The sequence below is a fragment of the Burkholderia sp. BCC1988 genome (assembly GCF_905339895.1).
GTDB lineage: Bacteria > Pseudomonadota > Gammaproteobacteria > Burkholderiales > Burkholderiaceae > Burkholderia.
Map to the genome: position 1 here is coordinate 29578 of NZ_CAJPHA010000021.1, position 23009 is coordinate 52586.

Genomic DNA, 23009 nt, shown 5'->3' on the forward strand with positions numbered 1-23009 from the left:
ACGCCGCCGGATCGTGTGTGTGTGCTGACGGAAGGGCCCGCGCACACGGCGGGCATGGGAATCGTTACGGAGTCCTGCGTGATTCGAATACGCGATGCGTTGCGTTACCAGCGCGCGCCGAAGGCCTGGCGCAGTTCGTCGAGCGCGGCGTCGGGCAGCGGCTCGGGCTTCGGGTCCGTCATCAGCCACAGCCGCGCGGTTTCCTCGAGTTCCTCGAGCGCATACGATGCGTGCGACACCGACGGACCCCACATCACCGGGCCGAGGCGGTCGAGCAGCACGCCGCGCACCTGGTCGGCGAGCGCCGCGACTTCGGCCGCGACGGCCGGGTCGCCGGGGCGGCGATAGCGGATCAGCGGAATGTGGCCGACCTTCATCACGTAGTACGGCGTGAGCGGCGGCAGCACGTCGGTGTCGCGCCACACGCCCGCGAGCGTCAGCGCGACGAGGTGCGTCGAATGCGTATGGACGATGCCGTGCGCTTGCGCGTTGCGCGCGTAGATCCCGCGATGCAGCGCAAGCGTCTTCGACGGCCTGCCGCCCGATACCGGCTGGCCGTCGAGGCCGACCTTCGCGATGTCGTTCGGGTCGAGGCGGCCGAGGCACGCGTCGGTCGGCGTGATCAACCAGCCGTCGTCCAGGCGCGCGCTGATGTTGCCTGCGCTGCCGACCGCGTGGCCGCGCGCATACAGGCTCGCGCCGACGACGCAGATCTCTTCGCGCAGTGTCGCTTCTTGACTCATCATGCGGCTCCGTCGAGCGCGCGCAGCGCCTTGTCGAAAAAGTCCACCGTGCCGAAGTTGCCGGATTTCAGCGCGAGGCCGAGCGGCTGCGCGTCGATGGTGGCCGTCGCCGGCACGCCCGGATCGATCTGCGCGCCGATCTGCAGCGATTTCACGTCGAGCGCCTGCACGACCGCGCCGGACGTCTCGCCGCCGGCGACGACGAACTTGCGCACGCCGAGGTCGCGCAGGCCGCGGGCGATCGCCGCGAGCGTGCTTTCGACGAGATGGCCGGCCGCTTCGACGCCGAGCGCCTGCTGGACGGCCTTCACTTCGTCGGGCGTCGCGGTCGCGTAGATCAGCACGGGCTGCGGCAGGTGCGAGCGTGCGAACGCGAGTGCCGCGTCGACGACGGGTTCGCCGCGCGAGGCCGCGAGCGGATCGATCCGGAAGCTCGGCCGGCTTTCGCGCCACGCGGCGACCTGTGCGTTGGTCGCCTTCGACGCGCTGCCGGCGAGCACCGCCGACAATCCGTCGATCTGCGGCAGCGAGGCCGCGTTGTCGCGCTCGGGCAGTTGGTCCACGCGGCGGAAATTCGCGGGCAGGCCGAGCGCGACGCCCGAGCCGCCGGTGACGAGCGGCAGGCCTGCGCACGCTTCGCCGAGCACGTAGAGGTCGTGATCCGACAGCGCGTCCGCGATCGCGAAGCGCGCGCCTTCCGCGCGCAGCTGCTCGATCCGCTCGCGCACGGCGGCCGCACCCAGCGCGATCGTGTCGTAGCGGATCAGGCCGACTTGCGACTTCGTCTGCCGTTGCAGCACGCGCACGAGGTTCGCGTCCTTCATCGGCGTGAGCGGGTGGTTCTCCATCCCTGATTCGTTCAGCAGCACGTCGCCGACGAACAGGTGGCCGCGATAGATCGTGCGGCCGTTCTCCGGGAACGCCGGGCACGCAATCGTGAAGTCGCCGCCGGCCGCATCGAGCAGCGCGTCGGCCACCGGCCCGATGTTGCCCGCGTCGGTCGAATCGAACGTCGAGCAATACTTGAAGAAGAACTGGCGGCACCCTTGCGCGCGCAACCATTCGTAGGCGGCAAGCGATTGCGCGACGGCGTCGGCGGCGGGAATCGTGCGCGACTTCAGCGCGACGACGATCGCGTCGGCATCGACTGCGGTGCCGCCGGCGGGCACGCCGATCGTCTGCACGGTACGCATGCCGCTCTTGACGAGCATGTTCGCGAGATCGGTCGCGCCGGTGAAATCGTCGGCGATGCAGCCGAGCAGGGGGCGGGAAGCGGAAGCGGTCATGGCGGGAACGTCGTTCGAATCAGCGGGCGGGCGGCAGCGTGATGCCGGGGAAAGTCTTGATCACGGCGGAATCGTCCTCGCCGCCGTGGCCGGCGCTCGATGCGCTCATGAACATCTGGTGCGCGGTGGCCGACAGCGGCAGCGGGAACTTGCTGCGGCGCGCGGTATCGAGCACGAGGCCGAGATCCTTCACGAAGATGTCGACGGCCGACAGCGGCGTGTAGTCGCCGTTCAGGATGTGCGGCACGCGGTTCTCGAACATCCACGAGTTGCCGGCGCTGTGCGTGATCACGTCGTACAGCGCGTCGGCGTCGACGCCTTCGCGCAGGCCCAGCGCCATCGCCTCGGCGGCCGCCGCGATATGCACGCCGGCCAGCAGCTGGTTGATGATCTTCACCTTCGAGCCGATGCCGTGCGCGTCGCCGAGGCGATACACCTTGCCGGCGATCGCGGCGAGCACGTCGTCGCAAGCTGCATATGCGGCGGCGGGGCCCGACGTCATCATCGTCATCTCGCCGGAGGCCGCGCGTGCGGCGCCGCCGGACACCGGTGCATCGAGCATCTGCAGGCCCGCGGCCTCGAGGCGCGCGCCGAGCGCGACCGCGAAGTCGGGCGCGACGGTCGCGCTCGCGATCACGACGCCGCCCGGCTTCATTGCCGCGACCGCGCCGTGCTCGCCGAACAGCACCGTTTCGGTCTGCGCGGCATTGACGACGAGCGTGACGACGACGTCGCACTGCGCGCCGAGTTCGGCCGGGTTCGCGCAGGCCACGCCGCCTTCGGCCGCGAATGCCTGCAGCACGGTGTCGCGCACGTCGCAGGCGTGCACGTTGAACCCCGCGCGCAGCAGCGAGCGGGCGACGCCGAGGCCCATCGCGCCGAGGCCGATGACTCCAACATTTCGTGACATGGTCAACCTTGATCGATTCGGGAGAGGTTCGGGACAACGACGGCGCCGGTTCGGCCCGGGCCGCCGCATTCGTTCATCAACAGATGCCGGCTTCCGCGAGGCGGCGCGCGGCGTTGTACATGTGCGTGCGCGCCGCGTTGCGCGCCGCCATCGGGTCGCGTGCGCGGATCGCGTCCGCGATCGCCGCGTGCTCATCGCGCACCTGCCGCGAGAAATCCTCGCGCGTCGCTTCGTTGCGCCGCGTGACCTTCACGCCGGCCTCGAGGTACTGGTTCAGGAACTGCAGCGTCTTCAGGAAATACGGGTTGCCGGTAACGGCCGCGATCGTGCGGTGGAACGCGACGTCTTCCGCGACGCCGTCGCGCCCTTCGGCCACCGCGTCGTCGATCTTGCGCAGCGCGTCGTCGATGTCGGCCATGTCGTCGGCGGTGTGATGCAGCGCGGCTTCGGCCGCGACTTCAGCCTCGATCGCGCGGCGCACCGCGAGCAGGTGCGGCAGCGAGCTCGCCTCGACGGCTTCCGCGTAGTCGATCCGCAGCGGCCGGATCGCGCCGTGCTGGTTCACGTACACGCCACTGCCCTGGCGCGGCTCGACCACGCCTTCGTTCTTCAGGCGCGAGATCGCCTCGCGGATCACGGTGCGGCTCACGCCGAATTCCTGCGCGAGCACGGCTTCCGTCGGCAGCTTGCCGGTGGCCGAGAAACTGCCGGCTTCGATCTGCTTCAGCAGCTGCTGTGCGACGTGGTCGCTCATCGCACGGGCGGGAATTTTCTCGAACATGGCGCTCTGGTTTGTAAGGTGATGTGGTCATCATACAAATTTGAAGGTGCGTCAGCATCCGGAATAACCCTCGATCAATGGGTGCAACGTCGGTCAAATGGATTGGAACCGGTTCCAAATGGCGGGGAAATGTGGCGATTGTGCCGGGTTCGATGTGCGGTTGGCGGGCGAAGGGAGGGCGGAGGTGAACGGCGAACGGCGGGGCCGAGGCGAAGAACGAAGAACGAAGAACGAAGCCGCGCGCCGGCGGCGCGCGCGATCGTCAATCAGTCGGCGATGTCTTCCACGGGGTCCGGATCGGTCGCCGCCGACATACCGCCTTCCGCGACTTCCCCGCCGCGCTCGCGATAGGTCGCCGGCGGCACGCCGAACTGCTTGCGGAACTCGCGGCCGAGGTGCGACGCGTCGGCGAACCCGCAGCTCGACGCGATATCGGCGACGGTGCGGTCGGAACTGGTCAGCAGCCACGCGGCCGTGCGCAGCCGCACCTGCTTCGCGAATGCCTGCGGGCTCTTGCCCGTCTCGGCCTTGAACAGCCGCTCGAGCTGGCGGGTCGACATGTCCAGCTTGCACGCGAGCTCCTCGAGCGGCAGCGCGCGCCCGACATGCTGTTCCATCAGGAGAATCGCGCGCTTGACCTTCGGATGCGTGGCCGGCTCGAGGCCCGGCGGATGCGGCTGCGGCGCATTGCCTTTCTGCATCTCGCCGACCAGCAGGATGCGCAGCGCCTTCTGCACGGTCGCATGGTCGAAATGGCGCAGCAGGATCGCGGCGGCGACGTCGATCGACGCGCGGCCGCCCGAGCAGGTGATCCGGCGCCGGTCGATCACGAACAGGCGATCGGCGATCAGGAGGTCCGGATCGGCGTTCGGGAAGCGCTCGATGAAATCCCAGTAGTGGAACCAGCTCACGCAGGTGCGGTAGCCATCGAGCACGTTCGCGCGCATCAGCGTGAACACGCCCGTGCAGATGCCGACGACCGTCGCGCCGTCCGCCGCCGCGCGGCGGACGAACTCGAGCGTTTCGGGGCCGGCTTGCGGCCCCGAATGCAGCAGCCCGCCGACCACGACCACGTAGTCGAACGGCTCGGCGCTCTCGAAGGTTTCCCACGGCGTGATCTGGATCCCGCAGCTCGCGCGCACCGGCGCCAGCGTTTCGCCGATCACGCTCCACGCGCAGCGCACCGGCTTGCTGTAGTCGCCGTCGTCGGCCGACAGCCGCAGCATGTCGACGAAACCCGAGAAGGCCGTGAGCGTGAAGTTCGGCAGCAGCACGATGCCGAACCGGATGCGCCGCGGCGCAGGTTCGGCGAGGGGGAAAGCGGGTACGTCGGGTGTCATCGCGGTCAATCTCGTCACGCCGGGAAGGCGGGTCTCACTTGTTGCACTCTGCTTGCGGGCGCGCCGGCCGACTTGTGGTTTTGCGTCGCCGATCATCGTCAAAACGCACTTTCCGGCCGTCCTGCGCGGGGCTTGGCGGCGGTATCCCACGCCGATGCCGTTTTTGTTCTATCGGCCAATTTTACGCTTTGATGTACTGATGCCAACGACATTTCACGTACGCCCACCCAGAGGAAGCCAGATGAACGTCAGCGCGTTCGACCTGTTCAAGATCGGCATCGGCCCGTCCAGTTCGCATACGGTCGGCCCGATGATCGCCGCGTGCCGCTTCGCGTCGCACATCGAGGACGCGAACCTGCTCGGCTTCGTGCGCCGCGTGCGGGTCGAACTATACGGCTCGCTCGGTGCAACGGGCAAGGGCCACGGCACCGACAAGGCGGTGCTGCTCGGCCTCGAGGGCCACCTGCCGGACACGATCGATCCGGACCTGATCGAGCCGCGGCTCGCGGCGATCCGCGCGGAGAAGTCGCTGGCGCTGCTCGGCAAGCAGACGATCCGCTTCGACGAGAAGGAGAACATCGGCTTCTACCGCAAGCTGATGAGCGGCACGAGCATCGTGCATCCGAACGGGATGCGCTTCCAGGCGTTCGACGAGCACGGCCAGCTGCTCGTCGAGAAAGAGTATTACTCGGTCGGCGGCGGCTTCGTCGTGAACCGCGACGGCGATCGCGTGAACGGCGTGCGCGCGGCGGTCGAGGTGCCGTATCCGTTCCGCACCGGCGACGACCTGATGCGCCAGTGCCGCGAACACGGGCTGTCGATCGCCGAACTGATGCTGCGCAACGAATGCGCGCTGCGCCCCGAGGACGAAGTGCGCGCCGGGCTGCTCGCGATCTGGCGCACGATGGCCGCATGCGTCGAGCGCGGCTGCAAGGTCGAGGGCGAGCTGCCGGGCCCGATGCGCGTGAAGCGCCGCGCGGCCGAACTGAACGGCCGCCTGCGCGCGCGTTCGGAGGAGTCGCTGCGCGATCCGCTGTCGATGCTCGACTGGGTCAACCTGTACGCGATGGCCGTCAACGAGGAGAACGCGGCGGGCGGCCGGGTCGTCACCGCGCCGACCAACGGCGCGGCCGGCGTGATTCCCGCGGTGCTGCACTACTACGTGAAGTTCGTGCCGGGCTCGAACGAAGCCGGCATCGTCGAATTCCTGCTGACGGCCGCGGCGATCGGGATCATCTACAAGGAAACGGCGTCGATCTCCGGCGCGGAAGTCGGCTGCCAGGGCGAAGTGGGCGTCGCGTGCTCGATGGCCGCCGCCGCGCTGGCCGCGGTGATGGGCGGCACGCCCGACCAGGTCGAGAACGCGGCCGAGATCGGCATGGAGCACAACCTCGGCATGACCTGCGATCCGGTAGGCGGGCTCGTGCAGATTCCGTGCATCGAACGCAACGCGATGGGCGCGATCAAGGCGCTGAACGCGTCGCGCATGGCGCTCAAGGGTAACGGCCAGCACTACGTCTCGCTTGATTCGGTGATCAAGACGATGCGCGAGACGGGGGCCGACATGAAGACGAAATACAAGGAAACGTCGCGCGGCGGTCTTGCCGTGAACGTCATCGAATGCTAACGAAGGATCACTAACATGAGCCGCTACTCGATATTCAGCCTGTTCCGCAACGGCCTCTCGTATCACGAGAACTGGGAAAAGCAGTGGAAGAGCCCGGAACCGAAGAAGGAATACGACGTCGTGATCGTCGGCGGCGGCGGCCACGGCCTCGCGACCGCGTACTACCTCGCGAAGGAGCACGGCATCACGAACGTCGCGATCCTCGAGAAGGGCTGGATCGGCGGCGGCAACACCGCGCGCAACACGACGATCGTGCGCTCGAACTACCTGTGGGACGAATCGGCCGCGCTGTACGAGAAGGCGATGAAGCTGTGGGAAGGGCTGTCGCAGGACCTCAACTACAACGTGATGTTCAGCCAGCGCGGCGTGATGAACCTCGCGCACACGCTGCAGGACGTGCGTGACACCGAGCGTCGCGTGAACGCGAACCGCCTGAACGGCGTCGACGCCGAATTCCTGACGCCCGCGCAGATCAAGGAAATCGAGCCGACGATCAACCTGAACAGCCGCTACCCGGTGCTCGGCGCCTCGATCCAGCGCCGTGCGGGCGTCGCGCGTCACGACGCGGTGGCCTGGGGCTTCGCGCGCGGCGCCGACCGCGCCGGCGTCGACATCATCCAGAACTGCCAGGTGACGGGCATTCGCCGCGAAGGCGGCGCGGTGGTCGGCGTCGACACGGTGAAGGGCTTCATCAAGGCGAAGAAGGTCGCGGTGGTCGCAGCCGGCAACACGACGACGCTCGCCGACATGGCCGGCGTGCGCCTGCCGATCGAAAGCCACCCGCTGCAGGCGCTCGTGTCCGAGCCGATCAAGCCGGTGGTGAACTCGGTGATCATGTCGAACGCGGTGCACGCGTACATCAGCCAGTCCGACAAGGGCGACCTCGTGATCGGCGCCGGTATCGACCAGTACACGGGCTTCGGCCAGCGCGGCAGCTTCCACATCATCGAGAGCACGCTGCAGGCGATCATCGAGATGTTCCCGGTGTTCTCGCGCGTGCGGATGAACCGCCAGTGGGGCGGCATCGTTGACGTGTCGCCGGACGCCTGCCCGATCATCACCAAGACCGACGTGAAGGGCCTCTATTTCAACTGCGGCTGGGGTACCGGCGGCTTCAAGGCGACGCCGGGCTCGGGCTGGGTGTTCGCGCACACGATCGCCCGCGACGAACCGCATCCGCTGAACGCCCCGTTCGCGCTCGACCGCTTCTACACGGGCCACCTGATCGACGAACACGGCGCTGCCGCCGTTGCGCACTAAACCCGACGACCATTGGAGAAAGAAACATGTTGCTGATCGAATGTCCGTGGTGCGGGCCGCGCGCCGAATCCGAGTTCACGTGCGGCGGTGAAGCCGACATCGTGCGCCCGGTCGCGAACGAGACCATGACCGACCGCGAATGGGGCGAATACGTGTTCATGCGCGAGAACAAGCGCGGCCTGCACAAGGAGCAATGGCTGCACACGCAGGGCTGCCGCCGCTGGTTCAAGGTGACGCGCGACACGGTGACCTACGATATCAAGGGCTACGAAAAGTTCGGTGGGGCTGCCACCGGCAACGCACACGAAGAGGGCACGAGCAAATGAGCCAGAAAGACCGCCTCGGCACCGGTGGCCGCATCAATCGCGCGATTCCGCTGACGTTCACGTTCAACGGCCGCACGTACCAGGGCTTCCAGGGCGACACGCTCGCGTCCGCGCTGCTCGCGAACGGCGTGCACTTCGTCGCGCGCAGCTTCAAGTACCACCGTCCGCGCGGGATCGTGACGGCGGATGTCGCGGAACCGAATGCCGTCGTGCAGCTCGAAACCGGCCCGTACACGGTGCCGAACGCGCGCGCGACCGAGATCGAGCTGTACCAGGGCCTCGTCGCGACGAGCGTGAACGCGGAGCCGTCGCTCGAGAACGACAAGTACGCGATCAACCAGAAGTTCTCGCGCTTCATGCCGGCGGGCTTCTACTACAAGACCTTCATGTGGCCGCGCAACATGTGGCCGAAGTACGAAGAGAAGATCCGTGAGGCCGCCGGCCTTGGCAAGGCGCCCGAAGTGCTCGACGCCGATCGCTACGACAAATGCTACGCGCACTGCGACGTGCTCGTGGTCGGCGGTGGCCCGTCGGGCCTCGCCGCCGCGCATGCGGCAGCGATCGCCGGCGCACGCGTGATCCTCGTCGACGACCAGCGCGAACTCGGCGGCAGCCTGCTGTCGTGCCGCGCGGAAATCGACGCGAAGCCCGCGCTGCAGTGGGTCGAGAAGATCGAGGCCGAGCTGCGCAAGCTGCCCGACGTGACGATCCTGTCGCGCAGCACGGCGTTCGGCTACCAGGACCACAACCTCGTGACGGTCACGCAGCGCCTGACCGATCACCAGCCGGTGTCGATGCGCAAGGGCACGCGCGAGCTGCTGTGGAAGGTCCGCGCGAAGCGCGTGATCCTCGCGACCGGCGCGCACGAGCGTCCGATCGTGTTCGGCAACAACGACCTGCCGGGCGTGATGCTCGCCGGCGCGGTGTCCACCTACGTGCATCGCTACGGCGTGCTGCCGGGCCGCAACGTGGTCGTGTTCACGAACAACGACCGTGCGTACCAGGCCGCGCTCGACCTGAAGGCGTGCGGTGCGAAGGTGACCGTCGTCGACTCGCGTGCGTCGTCGAACGGCGCGCTGCCCGCGGCCGCGAAGCGGCAGGGCGTGACGGTGATGAGCGGTGCGGTCGTGACGGCCGCTTCGGGCAAGTGGCGCGTATCGTCGGTCGACGTCGCGTCCTACTCGAACGGCCAGACCGGCGGCAAGCTGCAGTCGCTGTCGTGCGACCTCGTCGCGATGTCGGGCGGCTTCAGCCCGGTGCTGCACCTGTTCGCGCAGTCGGGCGGCAAGGCGTGCTGGAGCGACGAGAAGGCGTGCTTCCTGCCGGGCAAGCCCGTGCAGGCCGAAGCGAGCGTCGGTGCGGCCGCGGGCGAGTTCGGTCTCGCCCGTGCGCTGCGGCTCGCGGTCGACGCGGGCGCCGAAGCGGCGAAGGCCGCGGGCTTCACGGCCGCGCAGCGCCCCGTCGCGCCGCAGGTCGCGGAAACCGTCGAAGGTGCGCTGCAGCCGTTGTGGCTCGTCGGCAGCCGCGAGGCCGCCGCACGCGGGCCGAAGCAGTTCGTCGACTTCCAGAACGACGTGGCGGCCGCCGACATCCTGCTGGCCGCGCGTGAAGGCTTCGAGTCGGTCGAGCACGTGAAGCGCTACACCGCGATGGGCTTCGGCACCGATCAGGGCAAGCTCGGCAACATCAACGGGATGGCGATCCTCGCGCAGGCGCTCGGCAAGACGATTCCGGAAACGGGCACGACGACGTTCCGCCCGAACTACACGCCCGTGTCGTTCGGTACGTTCGCGGGCCGCGAGACGGGCGACTTCCTCGACCCGATCCGCAAGACGGCCGTGCACGAATGGCACGTCGAGCACGGTGCGATGTTCGAGGACGTCGGCAACTGGAAGCGGCCGTGGTACTTCCCGAAGAAGGGCGAGGACCTGCATGCGGCCGTGAAGCGCGAATGCCTCGCGGTGCGCAACGGCGTCGGCATCCTCGACGCGTCGACGCTCGGCAAGATCGACATCCAGGGTCCGGACGCGGTGAAGCTGCTGAACTGGATGTACACGAACCCGTGGAACAAGCTCGAGATCGGCAAGTGCCGCTACGGGCTGATGCTCGACGAAAACGGGATGGTGTTCGACGACGGCGTGACGGTGCGCCTCGCCGACCAGCATTTCATGATGACGACGACCACCGGCGGCGCGGCGCGCGTGCTCACGTGGCTCGAGCGCTGGCTGCAGACCGAATGGCCCGACATGAAGGTGCGGCTCGCGTCCGTCACCGATCACTGGGCGACGTTCGCGGTGGTCGGCCCGAAGAGCCGCAAGGTCGTGCAGAAGGTCTGCCAGGACATCGACTTCGGCAACGACGCGTTCCCGTTCATGAGCTACCGGAACGGCACCGTCGCGGGCGCGAAGGCGCGCGTGATGCGGATCAGCTTCTCGGGCGAGCTCGCCTATGAAGTGAACGTGCCGGCCAACGCGGGCCGCGCGGTGTGGGAAGCGCTGATGGCAGCCGGTGCCGAGTTCGACATCACGCCGTACGGCACGGAAACGATGCACGTGCTGCGCGCGGAGAAGGGCTACATCATCGTCGGACAGGACACCGACGGCTCGATCACGCCGTACGACCTCGGGATGGGCGGGCTCGTCGCGAAGTCGAAGGATTTCCTCGGCAAGCGTTCGCTGTCGCGCTCCGATACGTCGAAGGAAGGCCGCAAGCAGTTCGTCGGCCTGCTGACCGAGGACGAACAGTTCGTGCTGCCGGAAGGCGCGCAGATCATCGCGAAGGACACGCAGGTGTCGGCGGTCGATCCGACTCCGATGATCGGCCACGTGACGTCGAGTTATTACAGCCCGATCCTGAAGCGCTCGATTGCGCTGGCGGTGGTGAAGGGCGGCCTGAACAAGATGGGCGAGAGCGTCGTGATTCCGCTGGCCAACGGCAAGCGCATCACCGCGAAGATCTCGAGCCCGGTTTTCTACGATACCGAAGGGGTGCGCCAGCATGTGGAATGAAACGAGAAACCAGACGCCGGTGGCGGGCGCGGGCGTGACGCTTGAATCGCCGTTCGTCGGCGCGGCCGATGTGCTGAAGCTGCACCAGGCGCGCGCATCGAAGAAGTTCACGCTGCGCGAGCGGCCGTTCCTCGATCTCGTGAACGTGCGCGGCGAGCTGAGCGACCCGGCATTCGTCAGCGCGTTCGAGCGCGTGGTCGGCTGCCGGCCGCCGTCGGTGCCGAACACGGTGGCGCGCGGCGCCGAGTACGACGTGCTGTGGCTCGGTCCCGACGAGTGGCTCGTGCGCTCGAACGGGCCCGTGCAGGCGGGCGTGCTCGAGGCGCAACTCGCGGAGGCCGTGCAGGGTTCGTATGCGGCGGCCGTCGACGTCGGCAGCGGCTACACGGTCGTCGAGGTCAGCGGCGAACGCGTGCGCGACGTGATCGCGCGCGGCTGCCCGCTCGACCTGCATCCGCGCGTGCTCAAGCCGGGCCAGTGCGCGCAGTCGCACTACTTCAAGTCGCCGATCACGCTGATCCCGACCGGCGACGATACGTTCGAGATCGTCCTGCGCCGCAGCTTCGCCGACTATTTCGTGCGCATCATGCTCGACGCCGCGGCGCCGCTCGCATCATGAAGCCGTTCGACGAACCGTTCGTGGCGATCGACGCGCCGCGCCTGCGCGGGCGTGGCTGGAGCGTGTTCGTCGACGAACTGAAGGTGCCCGCGCGGATCGGCATCCACGCGCACGAGCACGAGGCGCCGCAGCCGATCGTGATCGATGCGCGGCTCGGGTATCGCTGCGAGCCGAGCGAGCAGGGCGAGTGGATCGATTACGACGGGTACTGCGCGCGCGTCGCGGCGTTCCTGTCGCACAAGCCGCATACGCGGCTGCTGGAGACGCTCGTCGCCGATCTCGCGGTGCTGTCGTTCCGCGAATGGCCCGCGCTGGAGTCGCTGACGCTGTCGATGTACAAGCCGAAGATCCGGCCGGGGACGAAGCGCGTGGGCGTGTCGCTCGACTGGACGCGCGGGGATTACCTGCGGTGGACGGGGGCGGCGGGGCAGCTTTGAGCGGGTAGGGCTGGTCGGCGGGATCCGGTCAGCAAGAGACGGCGGCGCGGAGGCGTCGCCGTTTCCATTTATAATTCCTGAAATATGCGAATAATCGACGGTCGCGTACCGTTCTCGATTTTATTCCTGAAATGCCGGAACAATTAGCCGTTCGGCCGTTGAACCACTATAATTCCGATATTTGCGTAACTATGCCGTCAGCTCCCTGTGACGGCGCTTTGTTCCTGAAATTTCGGAATTATGGCCCGCACCTTACCGCAACCCATCGCGACACCCGACCCGTTCGCACCGGACCTTGCCGCCCTGGGCGCGCTCGTGCGCAACCGGCGCGCGCAGAACCAGATGCGGATCGACGATGCGGCCGACATGCTCGGCGTCTCCAAGGACGTGCTGTCGCGGCTCGAAAACGGCCGCGCGGTGAGTCTCGACAAGCTGTTCAAGGTACTGGACGGCTTCGGCCTCAATTTGCTCGTCGTGCCGAAACGCGACGTCCCGGCGGCGCGCAACGCATTGCGTGACACCGCGACGGTGCGCGCCGCTCCGCCAGGCTCGTCCGGATTGCCCGAGGGCCCGTGATGATCCATCTTCTGCGCATCTCGGCCGATGGCTCGCCGGTCGGGCAGTTGACTTACGATGCCCGCCGCGACGACTACGGCTTTTCCTACGATCCGGCGTGGCTGGCACGCGGCGATGCGTTTGCGCTGTCGCCGTGCATTCCGCTCGACGGGGGGATCCCGCCGTCGGGCGCGATCCAGCGCTTCGTGGGCAACCTGCTGCCCGAGGGGCGCGCACTCGACGTGGCCGCCTCGATGTATCAGATGTCGAAGGACAACGTTTTCGGCCTGATTCGAATGCTCGGCAAGGAGCCCGTCGGTGCGCTGAGCTTCGTTCCGGACGACGGTTCGCCCTCACGGGCGCCTGAGGCCCTCGAACCCGTGCGCCGACCGATCTCCGCGGAGGAGCTGACCGATCGGATCCGCAAGCGCGATGCGATTCCGTTTCCCGTCTGGGACGATCAGGTACGCCTGTCGATCGCCGGCCATCAGGACAAGCTCCAGGTGCTCGTCGAGGGTGAACGGTATGCGCTTGTCGACGGGTCGCTTAGCAGCTCGCATATTCTGAAGCCCGAGTCGCGCAGCCCGCAGGCGCCGTTCATGGTGGCCAACGAGCATTTCTGCATGACGCTGGCGGCCCGCATGGGCTTGCCGGTCGCGCATGTCGAGATTCGGCGCATCCCCGAACCGATTCTGCTGATCGAACGATTCGACCGGGTCGTGACGACCGATCCGGCGGATCCGCAGCGCGTGAGCGCGGTGCGGCGACTTCATGTCATCGATGGGTGCCAGGCCCTCGACTTGCCGGCGACACTCAAATACGAACGCAATCTCGGCAACAACGCGGACGTACGCAATATCCGCGAAGGCGTGAGCTTCGAAAAGCTGTTTTCGCTGACGCCGTTTCTCGAGACGCCCGCCGCCGCGCGTTCGGCCATGTTGCGCTGGGCGTTGTTGCAACTGCTGATCGGCAACAGCGACGCGCACGGCAAGAACATTTCGTTTTTCGTCAGCAGCGGCGGGCTCGATCCGGCGCCGCTTTACGACCTGGTGTGCGTGAACGTCTACGGCGACGCCTATGTGCAGGACATGGCGATGGCGTACGGCGATGTGTTTCGCACCGAGGAGCTCACGGCTTTCGCGCTCGCAGACTTCGCGCATCGTGCGCGGATCCGGCCGGCGCTCGTTGCGCGTGAAATGACGCGGATGGCGACGCTGGCCGGGAAGCTGGCTCCCGAACTGGCGGAATCCGGCGTGTACGCAGGCGACGAGCGTGCATGGGTACGCCGTATTTCGGAGTACGTGCGAGCTCAGGCCGAGCGCGTGCTGCGGATTGCGCCCATGGTGCCCAAGGTCAACGTCGAGCTGCTCTGACGCGCGCGGTGCGCCTACTTTGCGTTGCGGCTCGCGGCGGGCGCCGCGGTCGACGGATCGCTGACCGGCACCATCGGGTTCGTGTCGTTCGAGCCTTTCGCGCCGTCTTCCGGTTCGAGCACGAAGCGGAACGCGTCGACCCGCTGCATCACCTTCGCCGCATACGCGTTGGAGCCGCCATAACTCCTCAGCCCGGCTTGCACGTTGCCGCCGGCCGCCCGCACATAGCCCGACAGAATTTTGGAGCCCGCTTCGACGTTCGCATTCGGCTCGGTGAGGTCCTTCACGTCGCGCAGCATGCCGCGGTGTGCGCCCGGCACGACCTGCATCAGCCCGGTCGCGCCATGCTGGCCGCGCGCTTTTTCCTGAAAGCGCGATTCGATCGAGATAATCGCGTAAACGAGTGCCGGAGGCAGCGAATATTTCGTCGCAGTGACGCTCACGATGTCGGCGAGCTTCGCGGCGCGCTCTTTTGCGACGCCGAATTTCTTCGTCAGGTAGGAGGTGATGCGGCGGTTTGCTTCGTTCGGCTGATCGTTCGCGAGCGGGGCGGAGGCCTCGGCCGGGGCGGATGCGGCCGCTTCGGGCGCGGAGGCTGGCAGCGTTGGCGCCTGCTGCGCGGAGGCCTGTTGCGCAATGCCGAGCGAAAGCACGATCAGCCAGAGAAACCGTCGTCGCATGGTGGAGTGCGGGGAAATGAGAGGCGCATAGTATATCGGCCAATCGTCGTGCGCGTTCGAGCGCAGGCTCGAATGAAAGCACGATGTAGGCTTGTATCGATGCGCGCGGCGCGCAGGCGGGATCGTTGCACGAACACGCATCGGAGTCCGGATGAAGCGCGTCCGGCTCTTTTTCGCGCTCCCTTTTTCGCCCGCGGCGCAGCGACTGCGGGTGCGTAATCCGCCTGCCGCGTGCTACGCCCGCCGCGCGCCCGCCACTCGCGCGATCGCCCCGATCGCATCGCTGACCAGCACCGCGAGCAGCCCGACGATCACGCCGCCCTGCAGCACGAACGCGGTGTTCGACGTCTGCAGGCCCGCGATGATTACATCGCCGAGCCCGCGCGCGGCAACCGTCGAGCCGATCGTCGCGGTGCCGAGATTGATCACGACCGCGAGCCGGATGCCGTTCACGATCACCGGAAACGCGAGCGGCAGCTCGACCGACACCAGCTGCTGCCAGCCGCTCATCCCCATCCCGCGCGCGGCGTCGACGACGTCGCGCGGCACGTCCTCGAGCCCCGCGATCGTGCTCTCGAAAACCGGCAGGAGCCCGTACAGCACGAGCGCGATCAGCACCGGTTTCAACCCGAAGCCGACCGCCGGTACCGCGAGCGCGAGCACCGCGACGGGCGGAAAGGTCTGGCCGATGTCGACGACGCTGCGCGCGACCGGCAGGAAATCCGCGCCGGCCGGCCGCGTGACCGCGATCCCGGCCGCGACCGCGACCAGCGTGCCGAGCAGGCTCGACAGCGCGACGGTGCCGAGATGCGCGAGCGTGAGATCGAGCAGGCTCGCGCGATCGTAGATGACCGGCGCGCCGTTGTCCGCGAACGGCGCGAACACGCCCTGCAGCCACGCGGGGCGCAACAGCAGCACGAGCAGCAGCGCGAGCGCGGCCGCGCGCGCGACATGCGCGGGCAGCCGCCGCGGCCGGGACGAGTGCGAACGCGCGGGCCGCGTCGTCATGCGGGCTTCCTCGCGTGCGCGCGGATCGCGTCGAGCGTGATGCGGCGCACGTCGGGCCCGTTACCGCCTTCGACCGGCAATGCGTCCGCGCCGCGCCACAGCAGTTCGGACACCGCATCGCGCAGCGTGCGTGTCGCGGCGATCGGTTCGCCATCGGCGTGACCGGGCTCGGCCACCGCGTCGATCGGCGTCAGCGCGAGCAGGCGCAGCGGCCGGTCGACGCCGGCGACGAGCTGCTCGACGACACCCGCCGCCGGCCTGCCGAGAATCTCGGCCGGCGACGCGACCTGCAGCAGCCGTCCGCCGTCCATCACCGCGATCGTGTCGCCGAGCTTCAGCGCTTCCTCGATATCGTGCGTGACGATCACGACCGTGATGCCGAGGCGGCGCTGCAGTGCGTACAGATCGTCCTGCGCCTTGTTGCGGATGATCGGATCGAGCGCGCCGAACGGCTCGTCCATCAGCAGCATCGCGGGCTCGGCCGCGAGCGCGCGCGCGACGCCGACGCGCTGCTGCTGGCCGCCCGACAGTTCGTGCGGCAGCTTGTCCGCGAATTCGGACGGCGCGAGATGAAACAGGTCGAGCAGTTCGCGCACGCGCGCGTCGATGCGCTCGGCCGGCCAGCCGAGCAGGCGCGGCACGGTCGCGATATTGCGCGCGACGCTCCAGTGCGGGAACAGGCCGTGCCCCTGGATCACGTAGCCGATGCGCCGCCGCAACTGCTCGGGCGGCACGCTCGCGGTGTCGACGCCGTCGATGCGGATCGTGCCGCCGGTCGGCGCGATCAGCCGGTTGATCATCCGCAGCAGCGTCGACTTGCCGCTACCCGATGCGCCGACGAGCGCGGTGATCGTGCCTTGCTTCATCGTCATCGATACGTCGTCGACGGCGACGACGTCGCCGAAGCGTTTGCCGATGCGTTCGATCTCGATCATGCGGTACGTCCCTTCGCGAGCGTGGTCGCGGCTTCGAACACGACGGCGGCCGCCAGCGCGAGCGCGATCGTCGGGATCGCGCCGAGCAGTACGAGATCGGCGGCCGATTGCCCGATTCCCTGGAAGATGAAGATGCCGAACCCGCCGCCGCCGATCAGCGCGGCGACCGCGGTCAGGCCGATGTTCTGCACCAGCACGATGCGCACGCCGCTCAGGATCACCGGCAACGCGAGCACGAGATCGACGCGCAGCAGCCGCTGCGCGCGCGTCATGCCCATCGCGCGTGCTGCTTCGGTCACGTGCGGCGGCACCTGCTCGAGCCCGACCACGACGCTCGACGCGATCGGCAGCAGCGAGTAGAGAAACAGCGCGAGCACGGCCGGCGCGACGCCGATCCCGCGGATGCCGAGCGCGGCCGCGAGCGGCACGTGCGCGGCGAGCAGGCCGAGCGGCGCCATCATCAGCCCGTACATCGCGATGCTCGGGATCGTCTGCACGATATTGAGCACCGGCATCACGACGGTGCGTACCGGCGCGACCCGCGCGCACACGATGCCGAGCGGCAGGCCCGCGACGAGCGCGGCCGCGACCGAGCCGCCCGCGAGCGCGACGTGCCGGATCGCCTCGCGCCAGAAGTCGTCGCTGCGCACCGCGTATTCGCGCATCACCGACAGGCCGTCCCACCAGCCGCTCGCGAGCGGCAGCGATATCGCTGCCATGGCGACGGCGAGCGCGACGAGGCGTCGCCACGGGCCGAAGGCGAGCCGCGCGAGCGCGTCGGCGACGAGCACGGCCCACGCGAACAGCAGCAGCCACACGCCCGCCGCGGGCGACACGCGTGCGAGCGCGTCGTCGGCGGCGACGGCGTGCGTCGCGGCCGCACCGACCGCGTAGGCCAGCGTCGCGAGCCACGTGCAGCCGGCCGCGAGCCGCCATGCGGGACGGCTCGCCGTCATCGCCCACAACGCGCCGACGAGCCACAGCGCGGCGAGCGCGGCACCCTGCGCGGCGGGCAGCGCGGCGAATACCGACAGCCCCGTGCCGGCCGCGATACGGTTCGGCCGCAGCACCATGAACGGCATGCCGAACACCGCCACGATCGTCAGGACACCGATCAGGATACCGACCTTGTCGAGCGTGATGCGCCGCGCGGACGCCACCGCGCGACCCGTCACTTAACGAAGCCTTTCGACTTCAGGTAGCTTTTGGCCACGCCGGCCGCCGGTTCGCCGTTGATCTGGATGCGTGCGTTCAGCGTCTGCAGCGTCTTCAGGTCGAGGCTCGCGAACACGGGTTTCAGGAAGTCGGCGATTTGCGGATGCGCGTTCAGCACGGCTTCGCGAATCACCGGCGTCGGCGCATAGACGGGCTGCACGTGCTTGTCGTCGTCGAGCACGACGAGGCCGCTCGACGAGATGCCGCCATCGGTGCCGTACACCATCGCCGCGTTCACGCCGTCGGTCTGGTTCGCGGCGGCCTTGATCGTCGCGGCCGTGTCGCCGCCCGACAGCACGACGAGCTGATCGGGTTTCAGCTTGAAGCCGTATGCCTTTTCGAACGACGGCAGCGCGGATGCGCTGTTCACGAACTCGGCCGATGCCGCGAGCTTCAGCTTGCCGCCGCCCGCGATCCACTTGCCGAAGTCGGAGAAGGTCTTCAGGTGCTGCGCTTGCGCGACCGGCGCGAGCACGGCGACGCCCCACGTGTTGTTCGCGGGCGCCGGCGTCAGCCAGACGAGATGGTTCGCCGCGTAGTCGAGCTTCTTCGCGGTGTCGTAGCCCTGGCTCGCGTTCTTCCACAGGGGATCGTCGGCCTTGTTGAAGAAGAACGCCGCGTTGCCCGTGTATTCGGGGTAGATGTCGATCTCGCCGCTCGTGAGCGCCTTGCGCACGATCGGGGTCGTGCCGAGCGCGATCTTTTCGGTGACGGGGATGCCGTGGGCCTTCAGCACCTGTGCGATGACGTTGCCGAGCAGGTTGCCTTCGGTGTCGATTTTGGATGACACCACGACGGGCGTGTCGGCGTGCGCGCCGGGTGCGACGACTGCGGCGGCGAACGCGAGGCCCAGGATGCGGGCGGGCAGGGCGAGCTTCATCGGGGCCTTTCTCCAGAACGGGGACGTACGCCGAAAGTTACTTGACTGAGTCGGCTTTGGCAAACCGCGTGCGGCGGCACGTCCACAGCACGCGTGGGGGTAACCCGCATGCGTCGCACGCCGTTGTTACACTGGAGCGCATTCCCGCCTGCGGACACTTGCTGACATGAAACCCGAGCTACTGGTCCTTATCGCGCTGCGCGACGACGCGCACCGCCAGATCGCCGCGTCGTACGACGTCCACCATGCACCGACCGCCGAGGAACGCGAGCGCGCGATCGCCGAACACGGCCGCACGATTCGCGCGGTGTTGACCAACGGCAGCACGGGCCTGACAGCCGCCGAAATCGATCGTCTGCCGCAGCTCACGTTCGTCAGCGCGCTCGGCGCCGGCTACGAGCACATCGACGTCGCGCATGCGAAGGCGCGCGGCATCACCGTGGTGACGGGCGCGGGCACCAACGACGATTGCGTTGCCGATCATGCGTTCGCGCTGCTGCTGGCGGCGGTGCGCAACGTCGTGCAACTCGATGCGAAGACCCGCGCGGGCGTATGGCGCGACGCGCTGCCGATGCCGCCGAACGTGTCGGGCAAGAAGCTCGGTATCGTCGGGCTCGGCAAGATCGGCGAGAAATGCGCGCGGCGCGCGGCCGGCTTCGACATCGAGATCGGTTATCACAACCGTTCCGGGAAGGATGTTCCGTATCGCTATTTCGAGCGCGTCGAGGCGCTCGCGCAATGGGCCGATTTCCTGATCGTCGCGACGCCGGGCGGCGCGGGCACGCGTCACCTGATCGACCGCGCGGTGCTCGATGCGCTCGGCCCCGGCGGGTTTCTCGTCAACGTGTCGCGCGGCAGCGTTGTCGATACCGCCGCTTTGGCGGATGCGCTGAGCGAACGGCGCATCGCGGGCGCGGGGCTCGACGTCTACGAAGGCGAGCCGGAGCCGCCGCGCGCGCTGACGGCGCTCGACAATATCGTGCTGACGCCGCACATGGGCGGCTGGTCGCCGGAGGCGCTCGATCGCTCGGTCCAGCAGTTTCTCGACAATGCGGCGCGGCATTTCGCCGGGGAGCCGGTGCTGACGCCGCTGTGAGTGTGGTCCGTGCGGCGCGCGGGCATGTATCCGCAACCCGCACGCGAAAATCGGAAAAATTCGCATCATGGCCGGCCATTCGGCGCCGGAACGTCGATCCCGCTGCAATGACATCGCATTCCATGCCGTCCGGCTGCTGCCGGACGTGTGCCGTTCATGGAGATGATCGATGACTATCGCTGCCGTACCCTTCGTGCCGAGCCGCGGCGCGATCAGCCGCCACCCGCGCGAACATGCCGGCGACGATCAGCGCGTCGAGCGCGCGAACGTGTGGCCGGATGTCGTGCCCAGGCGTGTTGCGGCGGGCTGAGCCGCGTTGCCGATGAAGAACGGCGCCACGCAACGGTGCAGCATCGCCGCGTGGCGCCCAGGGTGCGTTTCGTGTGGATTCGGGCGCGTGCGATCGTTCACGATCGCACGCGCATCCTTTGGGCCACCGCGCCCGTTTTGCGCGCTCCGGGTCAGGACGACACCAGCGGCACCGTCACCGACGTTCCTGCCGGGTCGAGCGCGAGCCCCGTGCCCGGTGCCGGCCGCAGCGTCGCCTCGTTGTCGCTCGACAGCACGACGAGGCCGAGCCTGTGACCCGCTTCGAGCGTGTAGTCGCGCGGCATGAACGTCAGCTTCAGGTCATACGGCATGCCCGGCAGCACCGGCGCCGAGATCCAGTCCGACACGCGGTTGCGCGGATCGGTCCATGCCCGCGAGACGATCGTCGCCGTGCCGTCCGGCGCGCGGTCGACCAGCAGCGCCGTCACGTTCGCGACGCCGGTGAAGGTCAGTCGCACGCGGGCGGTCGCGGAGCCGGACAGGCGCGTCGCGGTCGTGAACGGAGTCGTCTCGAAGCGGCTGCGATGCTCGCCGGTCGGCGCGTTCGCCAGCGTGAGCGCGGGAATCGACGCATCGTCGGTGAAGCGCGCGAGCGGGCCGCCGCTCGGCAGCCGCGACAGCGTGCCGGTGCCCGTGCCGTCGCCGCCCGCGAAATACGCGACCGGCGTGGCGCGCCGCGCGGCCCAGTCGGTTTCCTTCAGCAGGGTGCCGTCGGCCTGCGCGACCACCGCGCGCGGATCGCGTTCGACGCCGTTGTCGACGCCGATCAGGTAGCGCGTGAACCAGCGGTTCACCTCGGCGGTCCACGCATCGGCCATCGCCGGCACGCGGGTCGGGTCGGTGTGCTTCAGGCGATGCAGCCACAGCTGCGTCGGCACGCCCTGACGCCGCATCGCGAGATACCACGACGTCGACTGGTCGACGCGCACGTTGTCGTCGGTCAACCCCTGCGCGACGAGTGCCGGCGCGACGGCGTGCTCGGTCGGGATGTCGCGCGCGGCCCAGAACGGCGAATAGTCGCCCGTCTTGCGGTCTTCCTGCTGCAGCGCTTCGTCGACCAGGTGCGTGCAGCGCTCCGGATGCGCATTCGTCAGCAGCGCCTTGATGTAGACGTCGACGTCCTCGCCCTGATAGCCCTCCGGCGCGCGCACGAGGCCGCCCGAGCGATAGTAGCCGTACATGTTCGACAATCCGGCGATCGGCACGATCGCATCGAGCCCGCGCGTGCGCAGGCTCGCGACCATCTTCGGCAGCGTGCCGTCGTACGACACGCCGTACATGCCGACGTGGCCCGTCGACCAGCTCGCGACGACTGCCTTGCCGCTCGCATCCTTCGCGGTCGCATCGCGGCCGAGCCAGCGGATCACCGACGCCATCGCGACGGATTCGTCGCGCGTGAGGATCGTCGGGCAGCCGTCGGAGCCGGCGGTGCCCAGCGAATCCGCATAGACGATCGTGAAGCCGCGCGGAATGAAGTAGCCCTCGATCCACGAACGGCCGGCCGCGGCCGCCTCGAGTTGCTGCAGCATGCGCACTTGCGGCGCGGCGGCCATGATCCGCGTGGACGCGCCGCCGGGGGCGGCGGCCGTCGCGACGGGATGCGGCGAGCCGTCGAGTTCGACGTCGACGTCGTGGTTCGGGCTGTCGGCAAGCCCCGCGTAGTACGGGCTCGCGAGCACGATGACCGGCGTGCGCGCGCCGTTGGCGGTTTCGGACGGGCGCACGATGCGCACGTGAATGCGATCGCGCGTACCGTCGCCGTCGGAGTCGACCGGCGTGTCGATCCACGCGTTTTCCTCGATCGTGCCGCCCGACAGCGACGGCTGTACCTGGCCGTTGCTGATCACCGGTTTGTAGCGTCCGCCGCTCGCCGGGTTCGCGTACGGGACGCCGGACGGCGACACGCGCGCTGCGAGCGATTGAGCGCCGGCCGCCGCCGATGCAGCGGCCTCGTCCTGTTGATTTTGCGCGAGCGCGGAGACGCCCGCCACGCTGCCGCCGTCGTCACCGCCGCACGCGGCGAGCGTCGCGGCCGCGACGAGCGCGGGTAGCCATGCGCTGCGCGATCCTCTGATATGAAATTGCATTGCCGACCTCGTTTTTTTGATTGTGTGGATACGACCGTTCCGCGATACGCCCCCTGCGGGCCGGGCCGATTACTGCATGCGACGAAGAGGAAACTGCACCATCGGGACAACGCCGGGCGCGATCCCGGCCGGAAAGCGGCGGCAGTGCATTGCAGTCATGCAGGACTACGAATCAAATGCGTGCATGCCACGCGTCCTTCCAGATGAAACGGAACGACATCATTCGATGAGACGGGGATGTTGCGAGCTGCGGTGCTGCGCTGCGAAAAAACACGACGCGACGCGCGTGCGGCGACGGAATGAAACGGATCGGCGGTTTCGGCCGCGCCGCGCATCGTGATGGCTTGCCGGTTCGCGTTTGCTTTCCGGAAGCTTGCGCAAAAGTTATCTCAGCGAAAACGGCGTGTCAAACTTTTTTAACCGTAGGTAAAAAAGTTTCGAAGCGCATGCCGATGCGGCGCGCGTAGTGCGATGACCTCGCGCATGTGCGGCGACGCGCTTGCCGTTGCTTCG

At 68.1% G+C, this 23009-nt stretch carries 21 protein-coding genes; 10 read left to right on the plus strand and 11 right to left on the minus strand.

Annotation, left to right across the window (positions count from 1 at the left end; genetic code table 11):
• Positions 1-104 precede the first annotated feature (104 nt).
• From U4012_RS26770 to U4012_RS26790, 5 genes are all read right to left on the minus strand, one after another.
• A complete protein-coding gene (locus U4012_RS26770; protein ID WP_321802283.1) occupies positions 105-743 on the minus strand; it encodes an aldolase in 639 nt (212 codons plus the stop codon).
• A complete protein-coding gene (otnK, locus tag U4012_RS26775) occupies positions 743-2029 on the minus strand; it encodes a 3-oxo-tetronate kinase (RefSeq protein WP_321802221.1) in 1287 nt (428 codons plus the stop codon). The genes U4012_RS26770 and otnK overlap by 1 nt, the downstream gene beginning before the upstream one ends.
• Positions 2030-2048: 19 nt before the next feature.
• Positions 2049-2939: an L-threonate dehydrogenase gene (ltnD, locus tag U4012_RS26780; RefSeq protein ID WP_321802222.1), complete on the minus strand. Its 891-nt coding sequence runs from the start codon at positions 2937-2939 to the stop codon at positions 2049-2051.
• A gap of 76 nt (positions 2940-3015) precedes the next feature.
• Entirely contained in the window at positions 3016-3720 is a 705-nt protein-coding gene (locus U4012_RS26785; protein WP_044844417.1) for a FadR/GntR family transcriptional regulator, read from the minus strand.
• A gap of 266 nt (positions 3721-3986) precedes the next feature.
• Positions 3987-5060 carry a GlxA family transcriptional regulator gene (locus U4012_RS26790; protein ID WP_124485107.1) on the minus strand — a complete coding sequence of 358 codons (1074 nt, stop codon included), beginning with the start codon at positions 5058-5060 and terminating at the stop codon, positions 3987-3989.
• Positions 5061-5301: 241 nt separating this feature from the next.
• Between U4012_RS26790 and U4012_RS26795 the strand changes: the two genes are divergently transcribed.
• The 8 genes from U4012_RS26795 to U4012_RS26830 all read left to right on the plus strand — a co-directional run bounded on the left by U4012_RS26795 (position 5302) and on the right by U4012_RS26830 (position 14265).
• Positions 5302-6687 carry an L-serine ammonia-lyase gene (locus U4012_RS26795; RefSeq protein ID WP_044844415.1) on the plus strand — a complete coding sequence of 462 codons (1386 nt, stop codon included), beginning with the start codon at positions 5302-5304 and terminating at the stop codon, positions 6685-6687.
• Positions 6688-6702: 15 nt separating this feature from the next.
• On the plus strand, positions 6703-7947 hold the full coding sequence (locus tag U4012_RS26800; protein WP_034180813.1) for a sarcosine oxidase subunit beta family protein: 1245 nt from the start codon (positions 6703-6705) through the stop codon (positions 7945-7947).
• A 26-nt stretch (positions 7948-7973) separates the two neighbouring features.
• The gene (locus U4012_RS26805) at positions 7974-8273 is read left to right on the plus strand and encodes a sarcosine oxidase subunit delta (protein ID WP_044844414.1); all 300 of its coding nucleotides are present in this window, start codon (positions 7974-7976) and stop codon (positions 8271-8273) included.
• Complete coding sequence (locus U4012_RS26810) at positions 8270-11281, plus strand: sarcosine oxidase subunit alpha family protein (RefSeq protein WP_321802223.1); 3012 nt, start codon at positions 8270-8272, stop codon at positions 11279-11281. The genes U4012_RS26805 and U4012_RS26810 overlap by 4 nt, the downstream gene beginning before the upstream one ends.
• A complete protein-coding gene (locus U4012_RS26815; protein ID WP_124485109.1) occupies positions 11271-11900 on the plus strand; it encodes a sarcosine oxidase subunit gamma in 630 nt (209 codons plus the stop codon). The genes U4012_RS26810 and U4012_RS26815 overlap by 11 nt, the downstream gene beginning before the upstream one ends.
• Positions 11897-12337 (plus strand): dihydroneopterin aldolase, encoded by a 441-nt coding sequence (locus U4012_RS26820; protein ID WP_321802224.1) that lies wholly within the window; start codon positions 11897-11899, stop codon positions 12335-12337. The genes U4012_RS26815 and U4012_RS26820 overlap by 4 nt, the downstream gene beginning before the upstream one ends.
• Positions 12338-12577: 240 nt before the next feature.
• Positions 12578-12913 carry a helix-turn-helix transcriptional regulator gene (locus U4012_RS26825; protein ID WP_321802225.1) on the plus strand — a complete coding sequence of 112 codons (336 nt, stop codon included), beginning with the start codon at positions 12578-12580 and terminating at the stop codon, positions 12911-12913.
• A complete protein-coding gene (locus U4012_RS26830) occupies positions 12913-14265 on the plus strand; it encodes a HipA domain-containing protein (RefSeq protein WP_321802226.1) in 1353 nt (450 codons plus the stop codon). Before U4012_RS26825 ends, U4012_RS26830 begins: the two co-directional genes overlap by 1 nt.
• Positions 14266-14279: 14 nt before the next feature.
• Here U4012_RS26830 and U4012_RS26835 read toward each other — a convergent pair whose 3' ends face one another.
• The 5 genes from U4012_RS26835 to U4012_RS26855 form a co-directional block, all read right to left on the minus strand.
• Positions 14280-14945, minus strand: coding sequence for a lytic transglycosylase domain-containing protein (locus tag U4012_RS26835; RefSeq protein ID WP_321802284.1), 666 nt, complete (start codon positions 14943-14945; stop codon positions 14280-14282).
• A 234-nt stretch (positions 14946-15179) separates the two neighbouring features.
• A complete protein-coding gene (locus tag U4012_RS26840) occupies positions 15180-15953 on the minus strand; it encodes an ABC transporter permease (RefSeq protein WP_321802227.1) in 774 nt (257 codons plus the stop codon).
• Positions 15950-16888, minus strand: a complete 939-nt coding sequence (locus tag U4012_RS26845; RefSeq protein WP_321802228.1) for an ABC transporter ATP-binding protein — start codon at positions 16886-16888, stop codon at positions 15950-15952. Before U4012_RS26845 ends, U4012_RS26840 begins: the two co-directional genes overlap by 4 nt.
• Positions 16885-18063, minus strand: a complete 1179-nt coding sequence (locus tag U4012_RS26850; RefSeq protein WP_321802229.1) for an ABC transporter permease — start codon at positions 18061-18063, stop codon at positions 16885-16887. Before U4012_RS26850 ends, U4012_RS26845 begins: the two co-directional genes overlap by 4 nt.
• Positions 18060-18983 carry an ABC transporter substrate-binding protein gene (locus U4012_RS26855; RefSeq protein ID WP_044844405.1) on the minus strand — a complete coding sequence of 308 codons (924 nt, stop codon included), beginning with the start codon at positions 18981-18983 and terminating at the stop codon, positions 18060-18062. The genes U4012_RS26850 and U4012_RS26855 overlap by 4 nt, the downstream gene beginning before the upstream one ends.
• Before the next feature lie 166 nt (positions 18984-19149).
• Between U4012_RS26855 and U4012_RS26860 the strand changes: the two genes are divergently transcribed.
• Both U4012_RS26860 and U4012_RS26865 read left to right on the plus strand, forming a co-directional pair.
• A complete protein-coding gene (locus tag U4012_RS26860; protein ID WP_124485115.1) occupies positions 19150-20079 on the plus strand; it encodes a 2-hydroxyacid dehydrogenase in 930 nt (309 codons plus the stop codon).
• A 169-nt stretch (positions 20080-20248) separates the two neighbouring features.
• Entirely contained in the window at positions 20249-20389 is a 141-nt protein-coding gene (locus U4012_RS26865) for a hypothetical protein (RefSeq protein ID WP_185702602.1), read from the plus strand.
• A 151-nt stretch (positions 20390-20540) separates the two neighbouring features.
• Here U4012_RS26865 and U4012_RS26870 read toward each other — a convergent pair whose 3' ends face one another.
• Positions 20541-22496, minus strand: coding sequence for a Xaa-Pro dipeptidyl-peptidase (locus U4012_RS26870; protein WP_321802230.1), 1956 nt, complete (start codon positions 22494-22496; stop codon positions 20541-20543).
• Positions 22497-23009 lie beyond the last annotated feature (513 nt).